Below are 20,298 nucleotides of genomic sequence, written 5' to 3' on the forward strand. Positions count from 1 at the left end.
TGGCGGGTTCTATTGTCTCATTCATCACCACGTAGAGACTTTTGCCGGAATTCGAGCGCTCGCGTCAGCAGCACGTCCCGGAAAGTCTCAAATCACGTCGTAAGCGGTAGGGTGACTCGCGTGGACGGCACCCGGGAGAGTCGGCTGCGCGCCGTCGACCTGGCGGCCACCGTGGGGATCTCGGTGCAGCAGGTGCGCAACTACGTCGAGTCGGGGGTGCTGCCGCCGGCGGGGCGCACCGCGAGCGGCTACCGGATCTTCACGACCGAGCACGCCCGGGCGCTCACCGTGGCGCGGCGGTTGGCCGAGGGGCACGGCTGGAGTCGTACCCAGGAGATCATGTCGGCGGTGCACGGGGGTGACCTGCCGGCCGCCCTCGCGGCGCTCGACGGCGGTCACGCCGAACTGGACCGCGAACGCGCCGAGATCCGCCGGGTGCTCGGCGCGTTCGAGACCGTGCTGGCCAGCCCACCGGCGGCCCGGCCCGCACCACGCCGCGCCGCCCGCATCGGCGAGGTCGCCGCCCTGGTCGGCGTCCGGACCTCGCAGCTACGGCTGTGGGAGCAGCGCGGGCTGCTGCGGCCGCGCCGCACCCCGGGCACCAACTACCGGGTGTACGACGAGGCCGAGCTGCGTGCCGCGCAGGTCATCGCGTTGCTGCGCCGAGGTGCGTACCCGTTCGAGATCATCGAGGCGGTGCTGGGGGAGTTGCGGACCACCGGGAGCCCGCAGCGGGTCCGCGCGGAGCTTGCCCGCCGCGAGCAGGAGCTGCACGCGCGCAGTCTGCGCCGGCTGCGGGGCAGTGCCGGCCTGGACGACTACCTGCGCGCTCGCGAGGAGGCGGGCCGACCGACCGCGGCAACCCGTCCCGCCGGAGGATCTTGTTGACTAGGGTCGGGCACATGAGGACTGCGCTGCTGGCGGCCACCGCGTCCGCCGTTCTGCTCGCTCCCGCGCCGGTCGCCTCCGCCGGAGCGTCCGCCGCATCGGTCGTGCGGTGCCCCCGCGCGCCGGCGCCGGGGGTGTCCCGCCCGCCCCGGCCCTCGCCCCCGCCCGCCGTGCCCGAGCAGCGGGTGGTCGGCGGCGCGGCGCTGGACACGACCGGCCTGGTCGCGCCGGCCGGCGTCAGCGCGCCACCGGGGGTCAGCGCCACCTCGTGGCTGATCGCCGACCTGGACAGCGGCCAGATCCTCGGCGGGTGCGGCCCCCACGAGTACGGCACCCCGGCCAGCGTGCAGAAGCTCCTGCTCGCGGCCACGATGCTGCCCCGGCTCGACCCGAAGCAGACGGTCACCGTCACCGAGGACGACATGAACATCGAGCCCGGCTCCTCGGCCGTGGGTCTCGTCGCGGGCGGCCGGTACACCATCGAGACAATCTGGCTCGGGTTGCTGCTCAACTCCGGCAACGAGGCCGCCAACGCGCTGGCCCGACTCGGCAGCGGGACCGACAGCGCCGCCGGCGTACGCGCCATGAACGAGCACGCACACCATCTCGGCGCGCTCCAGACGCACGCGGTAACCCCGTCCGGGCTGGATGGCCGGGGGCAGTTCACCAGCGCGTACGACCTGGCGTTGATCGCCCGGGCCTGCTTCGCCGATCCGACCTTCCGCCGGTACGCGCTGACCGAGCACACGCGGATTCCCGTCCAGCCGGCGCAGCGCACCAAGGGTTTCGAGATCCAGAACGAGAACCAGCTCATCTACCGGTACCCGGGAGCGCTCGGCGGCAAGACCGGCTTCACCGACCTCGCGCGGCACACCTACGTGGGCGCGGCGGAACGCGGCGGGCGACGCCTGGTGGTGACGTTGCTGGGCGCGGAGTCCACGCCCATGCGCGGTTGGGAGCAGGGCGCCGCCCTGCTGGACTGGGGTTTCACGCTGCCCCGGGACGCCTCCGTCGGCCGGCTGGTCGAGCCGGGTGAGTTGACCGCGACGCCGTCGGCTGCGCCGTCCGCGCTGGCGGTGCCGGGTGCGCCTCGGCCGGCGGCAGCCAGCGGGCCGACGCGTACCGGCTCGGGTTGGCTCTGGTCGGTGACCGCGGTGAGCGCCGCGGGTGTGGTGATGCTGCTGGGCGGGCTGCTGTGGCGCCGCCGCCGTCGGCTGCCCTGACGGATCGACATCCGGCGCTGCCCTCCATAGACTCCGGTCGTTCTGGCACCACGAGTCCAGGAGGATCCCTGTGTCGAGTGAACTCCCACCGCGCTCCGGCGTGGCGGCACCCCGCCGACCGGTGCGCGCCCTGACCCGCCTCGCGGGGGTGACAGTGCTCGCCGGGGCGCTGGTCGTCGGCGCGTCCGCCGCCGCGGTCGCCGCGCCGGGCCCGTCGGGCGATGCGGTCACCGCGTCCGCCGCGCCGCCCACCGCTGCCGACACCGCCACCCGACCGCCGCGCACCACCCACGGCCCCTGCGCGTACACCGAGACGCCGGACGAGCCGGCGGCCCGGCCGGTGCCGCTGCCGCCCGACCCGCGACGGACGCCGGCCCGGGGCACCGTCCGGGTGACACTGGCGACCAACCACGGGCCGATCGGGCTGACCCTCGACCGGGCAGCCGCGCCGTGCACCGTGCAGAGTTTCCTGCACCTGGTGGGCAAGCGCTTCTACGACCGCACCCCGTGCCACCGGCTCACCGCGTACCCGACGTTGAGCGTGCTGCAGTGCGGTGACCCGTCGGGCACCGGCGAGGGGGGCCCGGGATACCGGTACCGCGACGAGCTGCCGACCGACCTGCCGCCGGCGCCCACCGACCCGACCGGGGAGCGTCGGGTGTACGCCCGGGGCGTGCTGGCCATGGCCAACGCCGGGCCGGACACCAACGGCAGCCAGTTCTTCCTGGTCTACGCCAACTCGGCGCTGCGCCCCAACTACACGATCTTCGGCGAGGTCGACGCGGCCGGCCTGGCCACGCTGGACCGGATCGCCGCCGGGGGAGTGGCGCCGACCGCCGAGGACCCGGCACCCGTCGACGGCGCACCCGCGCTGCCGGTGACCATCCGCAAGGCCGTCCGCACGCACCACCACCACTGACGGCGCGGCGCGGTGGGTGACCCTCGGTTGCTCACCGCGCCGTACGGTCGACTGGCGTCAGCCGCGCAGCGCCGGAATTCCCGGAAGTGGACCGGAAGTGGTCCAACCGGTTTCCGACGCAGTTCCGGCCGTCACGACGGGTCGGGCGACCCGGTCGGTGGGGCGGCGGTGCTGTCGCGGACGACCAGTTCGGTGGCCAGCTCCACCCGGGGGGAGTCGATGCCCTCGCCCTGGGACAGGCGCAGCACGGTCCGTGCCGCCAACCGTCCCATCTCGACCAACGGTTGGCGCACGGTGGTCAGCGGTGGGGACGCCCAGCGGGCCTCCGGCAGATCGTCGAAGCCGACGACGCTCACGTCGTCCGGGACTCGCAGCCCCCGACGCCGGATCGCCTCGTAGACGCCGAAGGCCATCTGGTCGCTGGAGGCGAAGATGCCGGTCGGCGGGTCGGCGAGGTCGAGCAGCGCGGTGCCGCCGGAGAACCCCGAGGCGTGGTAGAAATCGCCCGGGTAGATCAGCTTGTCGTCCACCGGCACACCGGCGGCCTCCAACCCGGCCCGGTAACCGTCGAGCCGGGCGCGGCTGCACAGCAGATGCGTCGGCCCGGCCACGAAGCCGATGCGGCGGTGCCCGATCGACAGCAGGTGTTCGGTCGCGGCGAGGCCACCGGCCCAGTTGGTCGCCCCGATGGTCGGCACGTCCATGGCCGGCACGCCGGCCGGGTCGACGACCACCACCGGCACGTTGAGGCGACGCAGTTGCGCGTGCAGCGGCGGGCTCAGGTGGGAGGTCACGAAGATGACGCCGTCGGTGGCCCGGGTGCGCAGATTCTGCAGCCACTGCCGGGCCGCGGTGGGCTGCCGGTGGATCGCGGAGACCACGGTGCCGAGGCCCGCGCCGTGCCCGACATCCTCGACACCCCGGATGATTTCCACAGCCCAGGGGCTGTCCAGGTCGTTGAAGACCAGGTCGACGAGGCCGGCGCGGCGCACGCTGCGGCTGGTGCGCCGCCGGTAGCCGTGGTGGCGCAGCAACTCCTCGACCCGCTCCCGGGTGCCGGGGGCCACATCGGAGCGACCGTTGAGCACCCGTGACACGGTCGGCACCGACACCCCGGCCTCCCGTGCGATCGCGGTGATGGTCACCCTGCGTCCGTCGTCCGCGCCCACCCGCGTCTCCTTCACCGAGCCGGAGGAACGACCACAAGACGTCGTCCACCGTGTGTCCCGAAACGGCGTGCCCGTTCCACGCGTCATCTTGCCTCACGGGAGGGGGTTCACGACATTCCAGGTGAGTGCTGATGATCACCGAAGTTGCGGAAATCTTCCGGAAAAGCCAGTGGATCATGTCCTGTTGCCACGGCGGCCCGAGCGCGGCTGATAGACAGGGTCGGTGGGTAACCGCATCGGGGTCGTGCTCGCGCTCGCCGCGCTGCTCGGCGGCTGTTCGCGGCCGGATCCCCGCCCCGCGCCGGTCGCGTCGCAGCCGACCTCGGTGAGCCCCTCGCCGACCCCGGCATCGGTGGGCCCGCCGACGCCGACCACCGGCGAGCGGCTGCCGGGGTTCGTGGTCCTGACCGACCTCGACCCGCGCATCCACGCCGACATCCGCTACGCGACACCGCACAACTTCGTCGGCCGCCCGATCGCCGGTTACCCCGAGCCGCTGTGCCTGCTCACCCGGGAGGCGGCAGAGGCGTTGCGCCGCGTGCAGGACGCCGCACTGGCCGGTGGGCACAGCCTCAAGGTGTACGACTGCTATCGCCCGCAGCCGGCCGTGGACGACTTCGTCGCCTGGTCGAAGCGCCCCGACGAGCAGCAGACCAAGGCCGAGTTCTATCCGGACGTGGCCAAGAACCGGCTCTTCGCCGAGGGGTACATCGGGGCGCCGACCGCGCACAGTCGAGGCAGCACCCTGGACCTGACCCTGGTCGACGAACCGGCAGCCAGCCAACCCCCGTACCGGGTCGGGCAACCGCTGGTCGCCTGCACCGCGCCCCGGGGGCAGCGCTTCGCCGACAACAGCATCGACATGGGTACGGGCTTCGACTGCTTCGACTCCCGCGCGCACACCGCCGACCCTCGGATCACCGGGACGGCGCGCGACAACCGCCGGTTGTTGCAGCGGCTGATGACCGACGCCGGGTTCGTCAACTACGACCGCGAGTGGTGGCACTACAGCCTGCGCGACGAGCCGTACCCGGACACCTTCTTCGCGGCGCCCGTCGCCCGCTCGTCGGTCGGCTGACGGGAAGACCCGGCTCCATCGCCTCCGGTGCCCAGAGTGCATGATCACTGGAATGACCACCGAACGGATCGGCCCCCCGCTCACCGGCGACGAGCGGGAGACGCTGCGCGCCTTCCTCGACTTCCACCGCGCGACGCTGGCCCTCAAGTGCGACGGCCTCTCCGAGGAGGAGTTGCGCCGGCAGTCGATGCCGCCCTCCACGCTCTCTCTGCTGGGTCTGGTGCGGCACATGGCCGAGGTGGAACGCGCCTGGTTCCGGCGGATCATCGACCGCGAGGACGTCCCGCTGGTCTGGTCGGAAACCGGCGACTTCCAGCAGGCGTACGACGCCAGCTCCGCCACCCGCGACGAAGCATTCAACGCCTGGGAGCGCGAGGTCGAGCACGCCCAACGGATCGAGCGGGCGGCCGCGTCGCTCGACGTGACCGGCCACAACGTCCGTTCCGGCGAGACCGTGTCGCTGCGGCTGGTGATGCTGCACCTGATTCACGAGTACGCCCGGCACAACGGTCACGCCGACTTGCTGCGCGAAGGCGTCGACGGCACCGTCGGCGTCTAGCCCGGCAGAGGGCTGGTCAGGTCCAGTAGAGGATGCGGCAGGCCGGTACGCGGGCGGCCAACTCGGCGGTGAACCACTCGCGCAGCTCGGACATCGTGTCCCGGGGGTAGACGTACTTGATCGCGCCGAACTTGCCGTGTTTGCGGGTGCGGGACTCCTCATCCATCTCCAGTCGGGTCCGCGGGTACCAGCCGAGCAGCACCTCCTTGCTGCCCGGGGTGAACCGGTGGGTGATCAGCTCGGCGGTCAGGTCCAGCTCGGGGACCCCGTCGACCGCCGCGCGGACCTGGTCGAGCAACTCGCCGTAGCGTTCCCGCCAGTCGGGCAGTGCGATGATCGGCGCGATGGTCAGCCCGACCGGGTAGCCGTCGAGCGCGAGGCGGCGCAGCGCCGCCAGGCGGTCCGGCACCCGGGCGGTGCCGCCCTCGAACCGAACGCTCACCGGGGCGCAGTTGACGCTGAACCGGACCCGGGTGCGGCCGGCGTGCGGTAGCCCGACGAAGGTGCCCACGTCGGCGTACTTGGTGGTCCAGCGCAGTTGCACGGGCGCGTCCCAGTCGGCGAAGTGCTGCACTGCCCGCCGCCAGCTCCCGGTCAGGTGTTCCAGGGCGAGCGGGTCGGTGTAGCAGGACGCCTCGAAGGTGGTGCCCTCGTCGGCGCGTCGCGCGTTGCGACTGGTCACCGTCCCCCGGCCGGCGTACGCGGCGAGCCCGTCCAGGATGTCGTCGAGGTCCGCGTACACCCGGGTGACCGGCGGGCCGGACAGTGATCCGGCGAGGTAGCAGTACTGGCAGTGCGCCGGGCAGCCCTCGGCGAGGTCGACCCGCCAGTCGGCGCTGGGCGCGATGGGTTGCAGGTCGCGCCGCGACGGTGGGCTCACCACGATCGCCATGGTCGCCTTCGCTCGGGCGTACGTCTCCCGGTCGGTCTGCCCGCGTACCCCGGTGAGCCGGTTGGCCCGCAGGCGTTCCACCTCGATGCCCTGCGCCTGCACCCGCTCGACGATCCGTTGGCCGTGCGGGTGGTCGAGGGCGGCCGGGGTGGCCACCACCCGGCTCGGGGTCCAGCGGCGCGCCGGCCGGGCCGTCGGTGCGAGGCCGGCCAGGTCGCGTATCGGCACCCGCTCACCGCTGGCGTCGTGCGGAGCGGCGGGCAGGTCCACGGCGAGCGGTTGGTCGACGTCGACCGCGTCCGGGCTGGTCATTCGGCTGGGGTACCCGTTGCCGCAGGAATCCCACCCCGGTCGGTCGGGTCGCGATTGACGACACCAGAGACGCGACATAATCTTTCATCTATCTGTAAGGCTTGTGAACAGAAGCAGGTCGACGCGGCGGCGCGCGTCCCCACCGAAGGGACGATCAGGTGATCGCAGAAATCTCCTCCCGTACCAGACGGATCGTGTCGTTGTTCGTCGCACTGCTGGTCGCGCTGAGCGCCGGTCTCGCGGTCAACGCCTCGCGTGCCGCGCAGGCCGCGCCGACGTTCAAGGTCCTGGCCTTCTACAACGGCACCTGGGACGCCGCGCACATCGACTTCGTCAAGGACGCCCGGGCCTGGTTCCCGCAGGCCGCCGCCCAGTACGGCTTCTCCTGGGAGGCCACCAACAACTGGGGCCTGCTGAACACTGCGAACCTGGCCCAGTACAAGGTCGTCATGTTCCTGGACGACGCGCCGCCGACCGCGCAGCGTGCCGCGTTCCAGCAGTACATGCAGAACGGCGGCGCGTGGCTGGGCTTCCACGTCAGCGCGTGGACCGACAACCCGTCGAGCTGGAGCTGGTACTACAACACCTTCCTCGGCACCGGCGCGTTCCAGACGAACACCTGGGGACCCACCCGGGTCACGATGCGCGCCGACAACCGCACCCACGCCGCCACCCGGAACCTCCCGGCGACCTTCCCGTCGTCGATCAGCGAGTGGTATTCCTGGAGCAACGACCTGCGGCAGAACCCCAACATCGACATCCTCGCCTCGGTCGACCCGTCCAGCTTCCCGGTCGGCACCGACCCCAACCAGTCCTGGTACGGCGGCTACTACCCGCTGGTCTGGAGCAACCGGCAGTACAAGATGCTCTACACCAACTTCGGGCACAACGCGATGAACTACAACACCAACACCGGGCTGTCGTCCACCTTCGACAGCGCCCAGCAGAACCAGCTGCTGATCGACGGGCTGCACTGGCTCGCCGGCGCCGGCACCGTCCCCCGACGACGCCCCCGCCGACCGGCAGCCCGATCTCGCCCACCGCCTGGCACACGGTGGTCAACCGGGGCAGCGGCAAGTGCGTCGACGCCCGGGCCGCCGCCAGCGCGAACGGCACCGCCATCCAGCAGTACGCCTGCAACGGCAGCGCCGCCCAGCAGTACCAGTTCGCGCCGACCAGCGGCGGCTACCTGCGGATCAACAACCGCAACAACAGCGCGCAGGTGCTCGACGTGACCAACGTGTCGACCGCAGACTCCGCGCCGATCCAGCTCTGGTCCTACAGCGGCGGCAACAACCAGCAGTGGCGGGCCGAATCCGAGGGCGGCGGCTACTACCGCCTGGTCAACCGACTCAGTGGCAAGTGCCTCGACGTGCCGGCGGCGTCCACGGCGGACAGCGTCCAGCTCGTCCAGTACACCTGCAACGGCACCGCGGCGCAGTCCTTCCGGCTGGTGCCGCAGTCATAGCTCCACTGCCGCGTCCGCGCCGGGGTGAACCGCGATTCGCCCCGGCGCGGGACCGGCGGCCCGACCGAATCGGGCGGCGACGTCGCGGATGACGGCGCGCAGCTCCGGAGGGGCCAGCACGTCGAAGTCGACAGCGAGGGTGCCGAGGAAGGCAGCCAGGTTGCCCAGCGACTCGCCGCCGGTGTGCAGCAGACACGTCTGCCCGTCGATCGCCTCCAGCAGGCCAGCCGTGGTCGGGATCCGTTGCGCCATCTGCTCGGCCGACGCGTGCAGGCGTACCCGTGCCGGGTGTGGCCAGGCGGTGGAGCCGACGCCGCGCAGCACGTGCGCGACCGCGTCGCCACCTGGCGGCTCCCGGGGCGTGAAGCGTGGGCCGGTCGGCACCCGGGGTCGGATCCGGTCGGCGCGGAAGGTGCGCCAGTCGGCCCGGTCGGTGTCCCAGCCCAGCAGGTACCACCGCCGCCCGGTGTAGACCAGCCGGTACGGCTCGACATCGCGCACGCTGACCGTGCCGTCGTGCCCGGCGTAGTCGAACCGCAGCCGCTCCCGGTGATGCACCGCCGTGGAGACAGCGGTGAGCGTTTCGGCGTCCACGGTCGGGCCGCCGCCCGCGGCGGAGACCGTCGCCGTGCGCAGGGCGTCGACCCGGTGCCGCAGCCGCGACGGCAGCGACTGTTCCAGCTTCGCCAGCGCCCGCAGCGACGTCTCCTCGATACCCGTCACCGACCCGCCCGCCGCGGCCCGCAGCCCTACGGCCACCGCCACCGCCTCGTCGTCGTCAAGCAGCAGCGGTGGGAGCGCGGACCCGGCACCGAGCTGGTAGCCGCCGCCGACCCCGGGGTGCGACTCGATCCGGTAACCCAGCACCCGCAGCCGCTCCACGTCAGTGCGTACCGTGCGGGTGGTGACCGCCAGTCGTTCGGCCAACTCCGCGCCGGACCACTCCCGGCGGACCTGGAGGAGGGTCAGCAGCCGCAGCAGCCGCACGGAGGTCTCCACCATGGCGGCAAGTCTGCCAGCGGTCTCGGACATTCATGGGAGCGTCGGTTATTCGGTTGCCCGACCCGACGACGGCCTGCTGAACTACCCGAAACCGCCACCAACCTCCAGGGAGCACCAATGCGCGCTGCGTCGATGTCCGACCAGAAGCGATCTGTCGCCTACCTGAAGGACCTGACGCTGCGTGAAAACCCTGAACCTCGGCATCCTGGCTCACGTCGATGCCGGTAAGACCAGCCTGACCGAGCGGCTGTTGCACGACGTCGGTGTGACCGACCAGCTCGGCCGGGTCGACGCGGGCAGCACCCAGACCGACACCCTGGCACTGGAACGGCAACGCGGCATCACCATCCGCTCGGCTGTCGTCTCCTTCGTCCTGGACGACGTGACCGTCAACCTGATCGACACGCCCGGTCACCCGGACTTCATCGCCGAGGTCGAGCGGGTGCTTGGTGTGCTCGACGGCGCGGTGCTGGTGATCTCCGCGGTGGAGGGGGTGCAGCCGCAGACCCGGGTGCTGATGCGGACCCTGCGCAGGCTGCGCATCCCGACGCTGATCTTCATCAACAAGGTCGACCGGGCCGGCGCGGACCCCGAGCGGGTTTTCCGGGCGGTCGCGGAGAAGCTCACGCCGGCCGTCGTGGCGATGGGCTCGGTGGCGGTGCCGGGGACCCGCGGCGCCTACTGCACGCCGTACGGCCCCACCGACCTCGCCTTCACCGACCGGCTGCTCGACCTGCTCACCGGGCAGGATGACGTGCTGCTCGCCGACTGGGTGGCGGACACGTCCTCGCTGCCGTACCCGCGGCTGCGCGCCGCGTTGGCGACGCGGACCGGCCGTGCGCTGGTGCAGCCCGTGTACGCCGGCTCGGCGATCACCGGTGCCGGGGTGGACGCGCTGATCGCCGGGATCACCGAACTGTTGCCCACCGTCGAGGGCGACGCCGACGCCCCGGTCTCCGGCACCGTGTTCGCCATCGAACGGGGCCCAGCCGGAGAGAAGATCGCCCTGGTCCGGCTCTTCGCCGGCACCATCCGGATTCGCGACCGGGTCCGCGTCGGCGGTGTCGACGCTGAACTGGTCACTGCCGTACGAGTCGTCGCCCATGGGGCCGACGTGGAGGCGTCGGCGGTCGAAGCCGGCCACATCGCCCGGTTGTGGGGCCTCAAGCACGCTCGGATCGGCGACCCGGTGGGCGTACCACCCGAACGTGGCGGCGCGGACCGCCACTTCGCGCCGCCCACCCTGGAGACCGTGGTGGTGCCGACGCGCCCCGGAGACCGGGTCGCGCTGCACGCCGCGCTGGTCCAGCTCGCTGAGCAGGACCCGCTGATCAACCTGCGGCAGGACGACCGGCGGCACGAGATCACCGTGTCGCTCTACGGCGAGGTGCAGAAGGAGGTCATCCAGGCCACCCTTGCCGACGACTTCGGCGTGGGGGTGACGTTCCGGGAGACCAGCACGGTGCACGTGGAGAGGGTGTGCGGCGTTGGCGAGGCGGTCGAGGTGATCGCGGTGGCGCCCAATCCGTTCCTGGCCACCGTCGGGCTGCGGGTCGCGCCGGCGCCGACCGGTGCCGGCGTGACTTTTCGGCTCGGCGTCGAGCTGGGTTCGATGCCACCGGCCTTCTTCACCGCCGTGGAGGAGACCGTGCGTCGAACCCTGCGCCAGGGCCTTCACGGGTGGGAGGTCCCCGACTGTGAGGTGACGATGACCCACGCCGGTTACTGGGCGAGGCAGAGCCATTCCCACGGCACCTTCGACAAGAGCATGTCCAGCACGGCGGGGGACTTCCGCAATCTCACCCCGTTGGTGCTGATGGCCGCACTCGCCCGCGCCGGCACCCGGGTCCACGAGCCGGTACACCGCTTCCGGCTGGAGGTGCCGGGTGACATCCTCGGCACGCTGCTGCCCGCGCTCACCCGGCTGGACGCGGTGCCGACCGACACCACCGGGCAGGGCGGGTCCTACCTGGTGCAGGGTGAGATCCCGGCCGGTCTGGTGCACGCGCTGGAGCGTCGCCTGCCGGCGCTGACCCGGGGGGAGGGCGTGCTGGAGACCGAGTTCGACTGCTACCGGCCGGTGCGTGGACCCGCCCCCGTCCGGACCCGCTGGGACAACAATCCGCTGGATCGCAAGGAGTATCTGCTGGCGGTCGCGCGCCGGGTCGGCGGCCGGTAAGGGCGATATCCATTGCGGACGCACCGTGGCCCTCCTAGTCTCGTCGATGCAAGGTCAACCGATCACACCCCGAGGGGAGTACGCCGTGCCGCGACGCACCCGCACCGATGCCGCCTCGCACCTGCTCCCCGTCGGCGCCGCTGTGCTCACCACCGCCAAAACCTGTGCCTGCCGCCCATTGCGGCGCAACGAGCCGGGGTGGCGCGACTGACGTCGACGCTGACGCGTCCGTCGGCCGCCCATCCCACCGGGATCGGGCGGCCCTTTCGTATCCGCGTACCGCCGCCGGGCCCCGGCCAACCAGCGCATGATCATTAACGGTCACCGCACGACAGAAGGAGACCACTATGGGATTCACCCCTCTCGCCGGCACCCGGGCGCCGGTCCGGGTCTGGACCGACCCGTACGCCATCGAGCCGCAGGCCGCCCGGCAGCTGCGCAACATCGGAGCGCTGCCCTGGGTGCAGGGCGTCGCCGTCATGCCCGACGTGCACTTCGGCAAGGGCGCCACTGTCGGTTCGGTGATCGCGATGCGACAGGCCGTCTCACCGGCCGCGGTCGGCGTCGACATCGGCTGTGGGATGTCGGCGGTCCGCACCTCGCTGACCGCCGCTGATCTCCCGGGCGACCTGGCCGCGCTGCGTTCGGCGATCGAGGCCACCATCCCGGTCGGCTTCGCCCAGCGGCAGGACATGGTCGACACCCGTCGGATCCGTGGTCTGGAGCAGTCGGGCTGGGACGACTTCTGGGGCCGGTTCGCCGGACTGGACCGGCGGGTGGCGCAGCTGGAGACGCGGGCGCGTCGGCAGATCGGCACCCTCGGCGGGGGCAACCACTTCATCGAGGTCTGCCTGGAGCAGGGCGGCGCCGACGAGGGACGGGTCTGGCTGATGCTGCACTCCGGGTCCCGCAACATCGGCAAGGAGCTGGCCGAGCGGCACATCGGGGTGGCCCGGGGCCTGCCGCACAACGCCGACCTGCCGGACCGGGACCTGGCGGTGTTCCTCGCCGGCACGCCGGAGATGGACGCGTACCGGCGGGACCTATGGTGGGCACAGGAGTATGCGCGCCGCAACCGGGCCGTCATGCTGGCCCTGCTCTGCGGCGTGGTGCGCGAGCAGTTCCCGCAGGTCTCCTACGACGAGCCCATCTCGTGCCACCACAACTACGTCTCGGAGGAGAGCTACGACGGGATGGACGTGCTGGTCACCCGCAAGGGCGCGATCCGGGCCGGCCGGGGGGACCTGGGCATCATCCCCGGGTCGATGGGCACCGGGTCGTACATCGTGCGGGGTCGGGGCAACCCGGACGCGTACTGCTCGGCGTCGCACGGGGCTGGGCGGCGGATGTCGCGGGCACAGGCGAAGCGGACGTTCAGCACGGAGGACCTGGCCGCGCAGACCGCCGGGGTGGAGTGCCGCAAGGACGCCGGGGTGGTCGACGAGATCCCCGGCGCGTACAAGGACATCACCGAGGTGATGGCCCAGCAGGAGGACCTGGTCGAGGTGGTGGCGCACCTCAAGCAGGTGGTCTGCGTGAAGGGCTGAGAGGCCGTGCGGACCGGGTGACCGGCCCGCACGGCATCGCCTCAGAAGCCGACGAAGACCCGACGCAGGTCGTCCAGGGTCACCGGCCCGGTCACCCGGACCCCCTCCGGGGTGTGCTGAGGACCCAGCCGGCCGGTGGCCAGCCGCAGCCACGCCTCGGCGGGGGCGGTCAGCTCCCCGTCGGGCTGCTCCGGCGCGTCGACGACGTCAACCTTCTCGCCCAACCGCAGCCCGAAGGTCCGCTCGGGCGCCTGCAGCCGGACCAGCAGGGTGGCCTCCCGACCGCCCAGCTCCTGCGGGCGGCTGGTCCAGGCCAGCATGCCGCCGATCTGGTCGAGCAGCAGCCCCACCGCCGCCGGCGTCACCGCCGCGAACGAGTTGAACCCCACCTCGACGTCCCACTGGTGCAGGGCGAACTCGCTGAGGCGGAACCGGGCCGCGGTGGCCACGTCGACCGGCTCCGGCAGGAAGCCGAGGTCGATCCGCATGGAGGCCCGGGTCTCGGCGTCCAGCGCCTCGTACGCCTCGACCAGCCGCTCGTTGGTGGCGAGGAACCCGGCGGCGTGCTCGGCCGGGGACATCGCGTCCCACCGTGCCCAGACGCCGCGGTTGAAGTCCCCGTCCGGGCCGGGCGCGCCGGTGCGGGCGGCGTCCAGCGTCGCCAGGTTGATCTCGGCGCCGCTGCCCAGGTGGCTCAGCACCTGGGACACCTGCCACTCGCTGGCTCCCGAGGGGCGGAGCAGGTCGTCTTCCTTCAGGTCCCGTACGAGCGCGGCGAGCTCCTCGTGGCCCGCGCGCAGAGCCGTGATGATCTGGTCAGCAGGGGTCGACATGGATCTCCTCAAACGGACTTTCGACGATGGTCGGGACGTTACCGGAAGCGGCCGCTGGCCGGGCTCGCCCCACGTCGGGGCGGTCCGGCCGGCAGCCGCGTCGGTCGGCTCAGCCCATGTGCACGGTGTTGCCGGTCGGGATGTCCTCCTTGCGCACCTTCACCAGGATCAGAGTGGCCAGCCCGGCGAGCACGATCAGGGCCGCGCCCCAGGCGAACGCCACGCGGTAGCCGTGCACCAGAGCCTCGATCTGGTTGACCGGGTTCGGCACCCGACCGACCAGGTACGCGGCGACCGCGCTGGTGTACATGGTGTTCAGCAGGGCAGTGCCGAGCGAGCCGCCGATCTGCTGGGTGGCGTTCAGCGTCGCGCTGGCCGCGCCGGCGTCGTGCTCCGGCACCCCCACCAGGGCGAGGCTGGACAGCGGCACGAACGTGAAACCCAGGCCCATGCCGAGGATGACCTGGGCGGGCAGCAGGAGGGTGAGGAACGAGGTGTCCACGTCGATCTGGGTCAGCGCCAGCATGGCCACGGCGGCGAGCACGGCGCCGCCGACCATCAGCGGCTTGGCACCCACCCGTGGCATCAGCTGGCTGGCGCCACCAGCGGCGATCAGCACACCGACGGTGACCGGAAGCGACGCGAGCCCGGCCTCGAGGGGCTTGTACTGCAACACCACCTGGAAGTAGAAGGTCAGGAACAGGAACGCCCCGAACAGGCCGGCACCGATCAGCGTCGAGGCGAGGTACGCCCCGCCCCGGTTGCGGTCCAGGATGATCCGCAGCGGCAGCAGCGGGTGGTTGGAGCGCAGCTCGATCACCACGAAGATGGCGAGCAGCGCCACACCGGCGGCGATGAAGCCGAGCGTCTGGGTGGCGTCCCAGCCGTCCTCGGCGGCCTTGGTGAAGCCGTAGACCAGGGAGACCAGGCCGGCGGTCACCACGATCGCGCCGGGCACGTCGTAGCGGGTGTTGCCGTGCGCCCGGCTCTCCGGCACCAGCGGGAGGGCCAGGGCGATGGCGATGGCCGCCACCGGGATGTTGACCAGCAGGCACCAGCGCCAGTCGGCGTACTCGGTGAGCACCCCACCGAGCAGCAGACCGACCGCCGAGCCACCGCCGGCGATCGCGCCGTACACCGCGAAGGCCTTGGCCCGCTCGGTGGCCTCGGTGAACAGGACGGTGAGCAGCGCCAGCGCCGCCGGGGCGAGCAACGCGCCGAAGGCGCCCTGAAGTGCACGGGCGGCGAAGAGCATGCCGCCGGTGGTGGCGAGGCCGCCCAGTGCGGAGGCGAGCGCGAACCCGGTCATGCCGACCAGGAAGGTGCGCTTGCGCCCCCAGTAGTCGGCGATCCGGCCGCCGAGCAGCAGCAACCCGCCGAACGCCAGCGTGTAGGCGGTGATCACCCACTGCCGGTTCGCGTCGGTGATGCCCAGGTCGGCCTGGGCCTGCGGCAGCGCGATGTTCACGATCGTGGCGTCGAGCACGACCATCAGCTGCGAGACCGCGATGACCGCCAGCGCGATCCAACGCCGCGGGTGCGGCGCTCCTGTCGACGTCCCGGCGCCGGGCGCGCCGGGGGCGGTCGAGGTGGTTCCGGGCATGGTGAAGCCTTCCGTGTTGCGAATGTCGAGAAAGAGATCAGGCCTGAGACGGACGGTCGTGCTGGTAGCGGAGAACCGGGATCAGCACCTGGTCGACGACCTGGGTGAGGAACGCGTCATCGGCGGGTAGGCCGTGCGCGACGATGCGGGACATGGTGAGCGCGGGCGCCAGATCGTGGAACAACTCGCGCTCGCCGGCCTCCGGCGGGATCTCCCCCCGGGCGGCGGCACGGACCAGGATGGCGGTGCTCGCCACCCGCCCGGCCGGCAGCACCTGGCGGCGTACCAGGCGTTCCAGCTCGGGGTTGGTCCGCATGGCGAACGTCAACGCCTGCATGAGGTCGCAGTCGGCCACACAGATCGCCGCCGTGGCGCGCAGCAACTCGATCAGGTCACCGCGCAGGGAACCGGTGTCGGGCGGGTTGTGCACCCCCACCTGCCGGCCGCCCAGGGCGGCGACGACCAGCTCGGCCTTGCCGTCCCAACGCCGGTAGATGGTGGCCTTGCTGACGTGGGCGCGAGCGGCGACGGCGTCGATCGTCATCCGGTCGTAGCCGACCTCGCGCAGCAGGTCGGTGACGACGGCGAACAGGTCGCCGTCGGTGCAGCGTGGGCCCCGGGCCGCCGGCACTCCGGCACCCGCTCCCACCTGCTGACCACCCAGCATCCCCGCACCCCCATGAAACGATGTCGTACTGACACTAGTTCTCCAGGGTGGAAACATGCAGGCTTTCGTGAGTTGCGTCGCAGGGCGTCAACGAAACGATTACGTTTCCGAGCGGAGTCCGGTGGGTGAACGTGCTGGTCAGACACCGGGTGTGAGGATCACCGGCACCGCCGTCGTGTTGATCCGTGAACCGTCGAGGGCGGACACCTCGTACACCTCGACGGTGCCCTGCTGCTCCCGAGCCGCCCGCCAGCCGACCACCACGCGGTAGCCGCCCCGGCAGCCGCTGCCGCAACTGGCGGTGCCGAAGCCGGTGGCCACCTCCCGGCCGGCGGCGTCCAGCACCCGCACGCTCACCGTGGCCTCGAACACCGTGGCGGTGCCCGTGACGACGAGCGGGGCGGCCACCCGCTCACCGGCGGTCGGGCTGGTCACCACGATCGGCGGCAGCAGGTCCGCGTAGTCCGGCCGACCGACCGGGCCCGCGCCGCCCAGGCTGACCTGACGCACGGTGGGGAACTGGGTGAGCGTCCACACCACCTGCGCCTCGCGTAGTCGCCGCTCCGCCGGGTCGCCGACGGACGGGACCCGCAGCGTCGCCGTACCGTCGGTGATTCGGGTGACCTCGATGCCGGCCGGGACGAGGGTGGTCAACCCGGCGGCGGCCTCGGCCGGCGTGGGTCCGGCGGCCAGCTCGGTCAGCGCCAGCCGGGACGTCGACAGGGTGGCCGGCCGGGCCCGCCTGGTCGGCACGAGCTGCCCGGCGCGGACGAGCCACAGCTCGATGGTCACGGTGTCGCGGGTGCCGGCCGGCCCGGGTGGGGTCGTCGTGGGTGATTGTGGAGGCCCCGCCGAGGGGGTCGGATCCGGACGGTCGGTCGCTGCGGCGCGCGGCGGGGCCGTGCTCGGCGGTGCCGCGCTGGACGGCGTCGTGCTGGACGGTGCCGCCGCGGGTGCCGGGCCGAGCGCCCCGGAGCGCGGGGTGCCGCACCCGCTCACCAGCAGGCCGGCGACGAGCACCGACGCGATCACACAGTGCCGGCTCATGCGGTGTCACCCGCCGCCGTGCCGGCCCGCTCGCCGTCGTCGCTCGCTGGCGCGGGGAGACCGTGCGCCGGCAGCTCCAGCCGGAAGCGGGTGCCGGCGCCGGATTCGCTGCGGACGCTCAGCACACCGCCGAGCACTGTGGCGTGTTCCCGGGCGATGGCCAGCCCGAGCCCGCTGCCCGGCGCGGACCGGGACGGGTCGACCTTGTGGAACCGGTCGAAGACGTGGGGCAGGTGCTCCACCGGGATGCCCGGCCCCTGGTCGGTGACCTCGAAGACGACCACCGGGCCCGCCCCGGTCACGGTGGCCCGGATCTCCCCGCCGCCGTGTTCGATCGCGTTGGCGACCAGGTTGGCCAGCACGCGCTCCAGCCGGCGCGGGTCGGTGCGCAGCGTGATCGCGTCGCCGGCGACCAGAACCCGCTCCGACCAGCCGCGTGCCGCGACGATCCCGTGCAGCAGCGCCGACGCGTCGACGGACCCGACGGCCGGCTGCTCCCGGCCGGAATCCAACCGGGAGATCTCCATCAGGTCCTCGACCAGCCGGCGCAGCCGGACCACGTCGCCGACCAGCAACCGCGCGGCCGGTCGCGCATCGCCGGGCAACTGGTCGAGGTGCTCACCCAGCAGCGACGCCGCGGCCACCAGGGCGGTCACCGGGGTACGCAGCTCGTGCGCCACATCGGCGGTGAACCGCCGCTCACGGGCCTGCGCGGCCGACAGTGCCGCGATCTTCGACTCCAGCGCCTCGGCCATCTCGTTGAACGTCGCCGCCCAGACGCTGAACTCGTCGCGTCCGCGCACCGGCAGGCGGGTGTCGAGCAGGCCCTCGGTGAGCGCCCGGGCGGCCCGGCTGGCCCGGCCCACCGGCTCCAACGTGCGCCGGGCCAGCGTGTGACCCACCCCGGCGGCGAGCAGCACCACGAGCACCCAGCCCGCCACCAGCGCGCTACGCAGCTGACCCAGGTCGGTGGCGACGTCGTCCTCCACGGTGAGGACGTACAACTCGGCGGTCGAGCCGGGAATGCGCCCGCCGACCACCAGCAGCCGAGGACGTTGCGCCGGTGCGGAGCGCTGGTATCCGAGCTGTCCACCCGCGACGGTTGCCCGCAACCCGGTGCCCAGCGTCGGGGCGTACGCGGGGTGCGAGGGGCGGCTCGGGCCGTCGACGAGCACCACGTGCCGGCCGCTTGCCTCGAAGCTGGTGAGCAGGTCGGTGCTGCGTTGCTCGGTCAGCGGGAGGAACTGTCCGGCGAGCACGAGTTGGTAGCGGGCGTCGGCGGCTGCCTCCTGCAGCGACGCGTCCCACCAGGACTGCCGCAGCAGCAGCCCGGTCCCACCGGCGAGCAGGCCGGCCGAGACCCCGGCGACCAGCACGAACGCGATGGTCAGCCGGCGCCGCAGGCGGCCCGGGGTCACCGCGCGTCCGGCCATCGCCGACCCTCCCGTCAGCCCACCGACAGCTTGTAGCCGGCGCCACGCACGGTACGGACCAACCGTGGCTGCGCCGGGTCCTCCTCGATCTTGGAGCGCAGCCGTTGCACCGCCACGTCGACCAGCCGGGAGTCGCCGAGGAAGTCGTGGTGCCAGACCAGGTCCAGCAGCAACTCCCGGGTGAAGACCTGGCCGGGTCGGCGGGCCAGCTCCAGCAACAGGCGGAACTCGGTGGCGGTCAGCGCCACCTCCCGCCCGTGCCGACGGACCACGAAGCTGCCCGGGTCGATCTCCAGGCTGCCGACCTCGATGATGGTGGACGGGGCGGTAGCGCTCATTCTGCGCAGCACCGAGCGGACCCGGGCCACCAACTCGGGCAGGTCGAAGGGCTTGCGCAGGTAGTCGTCGGCGCCGCACTCCAACCCGACCACCACGTCGATGGTGTCGGTGCGCGCGGTCAGCATCAGGATCGGCACCTGGCTGGTACGCCGGATCTCCCGGCAGACGTCCAGGCCGTCCAGACCGGGCAGCATGACGTCGAGCACGATCAGGTCGACCGGGTGGGCTCGCCACGCCGCGAGGGCCTGCCGCCCGTCGACGGCGGTGTCGACCCGGAAGCCGGCGCGGCGCAGTCCGAGGGCGGTGACCTCCCGGATGGAGGCGTCGTCCTCGACCACCAGCACGCGGCCCTCCATGACCCGAGAGTAGACCCGCCGCCACGGTGCGCAGCCTGGCGAAACGGTCGGGTTCCACGGACCGGCCGGACCGTTGAGCGGCACCGACGACCCCACCTCGCACCGGGCCGAGCGTTGATCTCGACGTGGGCTACTGAGATCATCGATCGCTCGGATCAGCACACCGCCTGATCCGGCGGTCAGCGCGTACCGACCGCCACGCCCATCGGCGGCGGACGGCGCGTGCCGTTGCCGGTGGCCCGCGGGCCGCCTCGATCCGACCAGCTCACACGAAGGGGCACGACGTGCAACGTCACGGCTGCGTGATCCGACTCCGACCGGAGCAGCGGGAAACCTATCTTCGGCTGCACGCCACCGTCTGGCCGAGCGTCGAGCAGACGCTGCGCGAGGCGAACTTCCGCAACTACACCATCTTCCTCCACGACGACCTGCTCTTCGGCTACTACGAGTACGTCGGCGACGACTACGACGCCGACCTGCGGCTCATCGCTGCGGACCCGCAGACACAGGAGTGGTGGAAGCTGACCGACCCGTGTCAGGAGTCGCTCGCCGAGCCCGGCTCGGGGGACTGGTGGGCGCCGATGCGGGAGGTCTGGCACCTGGCCGACGAGGCCGTCGAGCAGGCACCCGACCCGGCCGGGCAGGGCTCCGGCAGCTAGCTGACACGGAGCTACGACGGCGGCCTACCGACCCGCGACGAACGCCGGTCGGATGGGACCCCAGTGGACGGGCGGGGCCGACGGCCCCGCCCGTTCCTGTCGACCGGCGGGAGGCAGTGCCGCGG

General features: G+C 72.3%; 18 protein-coding genes and 1 pseudogene. 10 read left to right on the forward strand and 9 right to left on the reverse strand.

The window, feature by feature from the left end; all coding sequences use genetic code 11:
• Nucleotides 1-120: 120 nt before the first annotated feature.
• The 3 genes from GA0070619_RS10405 to GA0070619_RS10415 all read left to right on the forward strand — a co-directional run bounded on the left by GA0070619_RS10405 (nucleotide 121) and on the right by GA0070619_RS10415 (nucleotide 3,030).
• Nucleotides 121-888 carry a MerR family transcriptional regulator gene (locus tag GA0070619_RS10405; RefSeq protein ID WP_197699631.1) on the forward strand — a complete coding sequence of 256 codons (768 nt, stop codon included), beginning with the start codon at nucleotides 121-123 and terminating at the stop codon, nucleotides 886-888.
• 14 nt (nucleotides 889-902) lie between these two features.
• Nucleotides 903-2,111: a D-alanyl-D-alanine carboxypeptidase family protein gene (locus GA0070619_RS10410; RefSeq protein ID WP_088947870.1), complete on the forward strand. Its 1,209-nt coding sequence runs from the start codon at nucleotides 903-905 to the stop codon at nucleotides 2,109-2,111.
• 70 nt (nucleotides 2,112-2,181) lie between these two features.
• Complete coding sequence (locus GA0070619_RS10415) at nucleotides 2,182-3,030, forward strand: peptidylprolyl isomerase (protein ID WP_231927365.1); 849 nt, start codon at nucleotides 2,182-2,184, stop codon at nucleotides 3,028-3,030.
• A gap of 131 nt (nucleotides 3,031-3,161) precedes the next feature.
• Here the strand turns inward: GA0070619_RS10415 and GA0070619_RS10420 are convergent, their stop codons facing one another.
• Complete coding sequence (locus GA0070619_RS10420; protein WP_088951695.1) at nucleotides 3,162-4,199, reverse strand: LacI family DNA-binding transcriptional regulator; 1,038 nt, start codon at nucleotides 4,197-4,199, stop codon at nucleotides 3,162-3,164.
• A gap of 223 nt (nucleotides 4,200-4,422) precedes the next feature.
• Here GA0070619_RS10420 and GA0070619_RS10425 point away from each other — a divergent pair, with 223 nt between their 5' ends.
• Together GA0070619_RS10425 and GA0070619_RS10430 are read left to right on the forward strand one after the other, a co-directional pair.
• Nucleotides 4,423-5,277: a M15 family metallopeptidase gene (locus tag GA0070619_RS10425; protein ID WP_231927366.1), complete on the forward strand. Its 855-nt coding sequence runs from the start codon at nucleotides 4,423-4,425 to the stop codon at nucleotides 5,275-5,277.
• 52 nt (nucleotides 5,278-5,329) lie between these two features.
• Complete coding sequence (locus GA0070619_RS10430) at nucleotides 5,330-5,836, forward strand: DinB family protein (RefSeq protein ID WP_088947871.1); 507 nt, start codon at nucleotides 5,330-5,332, stop codon at nucleotides 5,834-5,836.
• 16 nt (nucleotides 5,837-5,852) lie between these two features.
• On the opposite strand, the gene GA0070619_RS10435 is transcribed toward GA0070619_RS10430, so the two are convergent.
• On the reverse strand, nucleotides 5,853-7,040 hold the full coding sequence (locus tag GA0070619_RS10435; protein ID WP_172862022.1) for a spore photoproduct lyase family protein: 1,188 nt from the start codon (nucleotides 7,038-7,040) through the stop codon (nucleotides 5,853-5,855).
• A 194-nt stretch (nucleotides 7,041-7,234) separates the two neighbouring features.
• Here GA0070619_RS10435 and GA0070619_RS33395 point away from each other — a divergent pair.
• Nucleotides 7,235-7,891: pseudogene (locus GA0070619_RS33395) on the forward strand (ThuA domain-containing protein); the annotation flags it as partial.
• 203 nt (nucleotides 7,892-8,094) lie between these two features.
• A complete protein-coding gene (locus tag GA0070619_RS33400) occupies nucleotides 8,095-8,508 on the forward strand; it encodes an RICIN domain-containing protein (RefSeq protein WP_231927367.1) in 414 nt (137 codons plus the stop codon).
• Here GA0070619_RS33400 and GA0070619_RS10450 read toward each other — a convergent pair.
• On the reverse strand, nucleotides 8,503-9,510 hold the full coding sequence (locus tag GA0070619_RS10450) for a helix-turn-helix transcriptional regulator (protein WP_088947872.1): 1,008 nt from the start codon (nucleotides 9,508-9,510) through the stop codon (nucleotides 8,503-8,505). The genes GA0070619_RS33400 and GA0070619_RS10450 overlap by 6 nt on opposite strands.
• A 181-nt stretch (nucleotides 9,511-9,691) precedes the next feature.
• On the opposite strand from GA0070619_RS10450, the gene GA0070619_RS10455 reads away from it, so the two are divergent.
• Complete coding sequence (locus tag GA0070619_RS10455) at nucleotides 9,692-11,689, forward strand: elongation factor G (protein ID WP_088947873.1); 1,998 nt, start codon at nucleotides 9,692-9,694, stop codon at nucleotides 11,687-11,689.
• A gap of 347 nt (nucleotides 11,690-12,036) precedes the next feature.
• Nucleotides 12,037-13,236: an RtcB family protein gene (locus tag GA0070619_RS10460; protein WP_088947874.1), complete on the forward strand. Its 1,200-nt coding sequence runs from the start codon at nucleotides 12,037-12,039 to the stop codon at nucleotides 13,234-13,236.
• 41 nt (nucleotides 13,237-13,277) lie between these two features.
• On the opposite strand, the gene GA0070619_RS10465 is transcribed toward GA0070619_RS10460, so the two are convergent.
• The 6 genes from GA0070619_RS10465 to GA0070619_RS10490 form a co-directional block, all read right to left on the reverse strand.
• The gene (locus GA0070619_RS10465; RefSeq protein ID WP_088947875.1) at nucleotides 13,278-14,069 is read right to left on the reverse strand and encodes a maleylpyruvate isomerase family mycothiol-dependent enzyme; all 792 of its coding nucleotides are present in this window, start codon (nucleotides 14,067-14,069) and stop codon (nucleotides 13,278-13,280) included.
• 109 nt (nucleotides 14,070-14,178) lie between these two features.
• Nucleotides 14,179-15,672: an MFS transporter gene (locus GA0070619_RS10470; RefSeq protein WP_088947876.1), complete on the reverse strand. Its 1,494-nt coding sequence runs from the start codon at nucleotides 15,670-15,672 to the stop codon at nucleotides 14,179-14,181.
• A gap of 37 nt (nucleotides 15,673-15,709) precedes the next feature.
• A complete protein-coding gene (locus GA0070619_RS10475) occupies nucleotides 15,710-16,339 on the reverse strand; it encodes a TetR/AcrR family transcriptional regulator (protein WP_157743969.1) in 630 nt (209 codons plus the stop codon).
• A 138-nt stretch (nucleotides 16,340-16,477) separates the two neighbouring features.
• Nucleotides 16,478-17,386, reverse strand: coding sequence for a Gmad2 immunoglobulin-like domain-containing protein (locus GA0070619_RS10480; protein ID WP_088947878.1), 909 nt, complete (start codon nucleotides 17,384-17,386; stop codon nucleotides 16,478-16,480).
• Complete coding sequence (locus GA0070619_RS10485; RefSeq protein ID WP_088947879.1) at nucleotides 17,383-18,819, reverse strand: sensor histidine kinase; 1,437 nt, start codon at nucleotides 18,817-18,819, stop codon at nucleotides 17,383-17,385. Before GA0070619_RS10485 ends, GA0070619_RS10480 begins: the two co-directional genes overlap by 4 nt.
• Nucleotides 18,820-18,833: 14 nt before the next feature.
• Nucleotides 18,834-19,514: a response regulator transcription factor gene (locus GA0070619_RS10490; RefSeq protein ID WP_088951700.1), complete on the reverse strand. Its 681-nt coding sequence runs from the start codon at nucleotides 19,512-19,514 to the stop codon at nucleotides 18,834-18,836.
• A gap of 284 nt (nucleotides 19,515-19,798) precedes the next feature.
• Here GA0070619_RS10490 and GA0070619_RS10495 point away from each other — a divergent pair, with 284 nt between their 5' ends.
• Nucleotides 19,799-20,173 carry an L-rhamnose mutarotase gene (locus tag GA0070619_RS10495; protein ID WP_088947880.1) on the forward strand — a complete coding sequence of 125 codons (375 nt, stop codon included), beginning with the start codon at nucleotides 19,799-19,801 and terminating at the stop codon, nucleotides 20,171-20,173.
• Nucleotides 20,174-20,298 lie beyond the last annotated feature (125 nt).

Origin of the sequence: Micromonospora zamorensis (assembly GCF_900090275.1) — a bacterium.
In the GTDB taxonomy this organism is placed as follows: Bacteria; Actinomycetota; Actinomycetes; order Mycobacteriales; family Micromonosporaceae; genus Micromonospora; species Micromonospora zamorensis.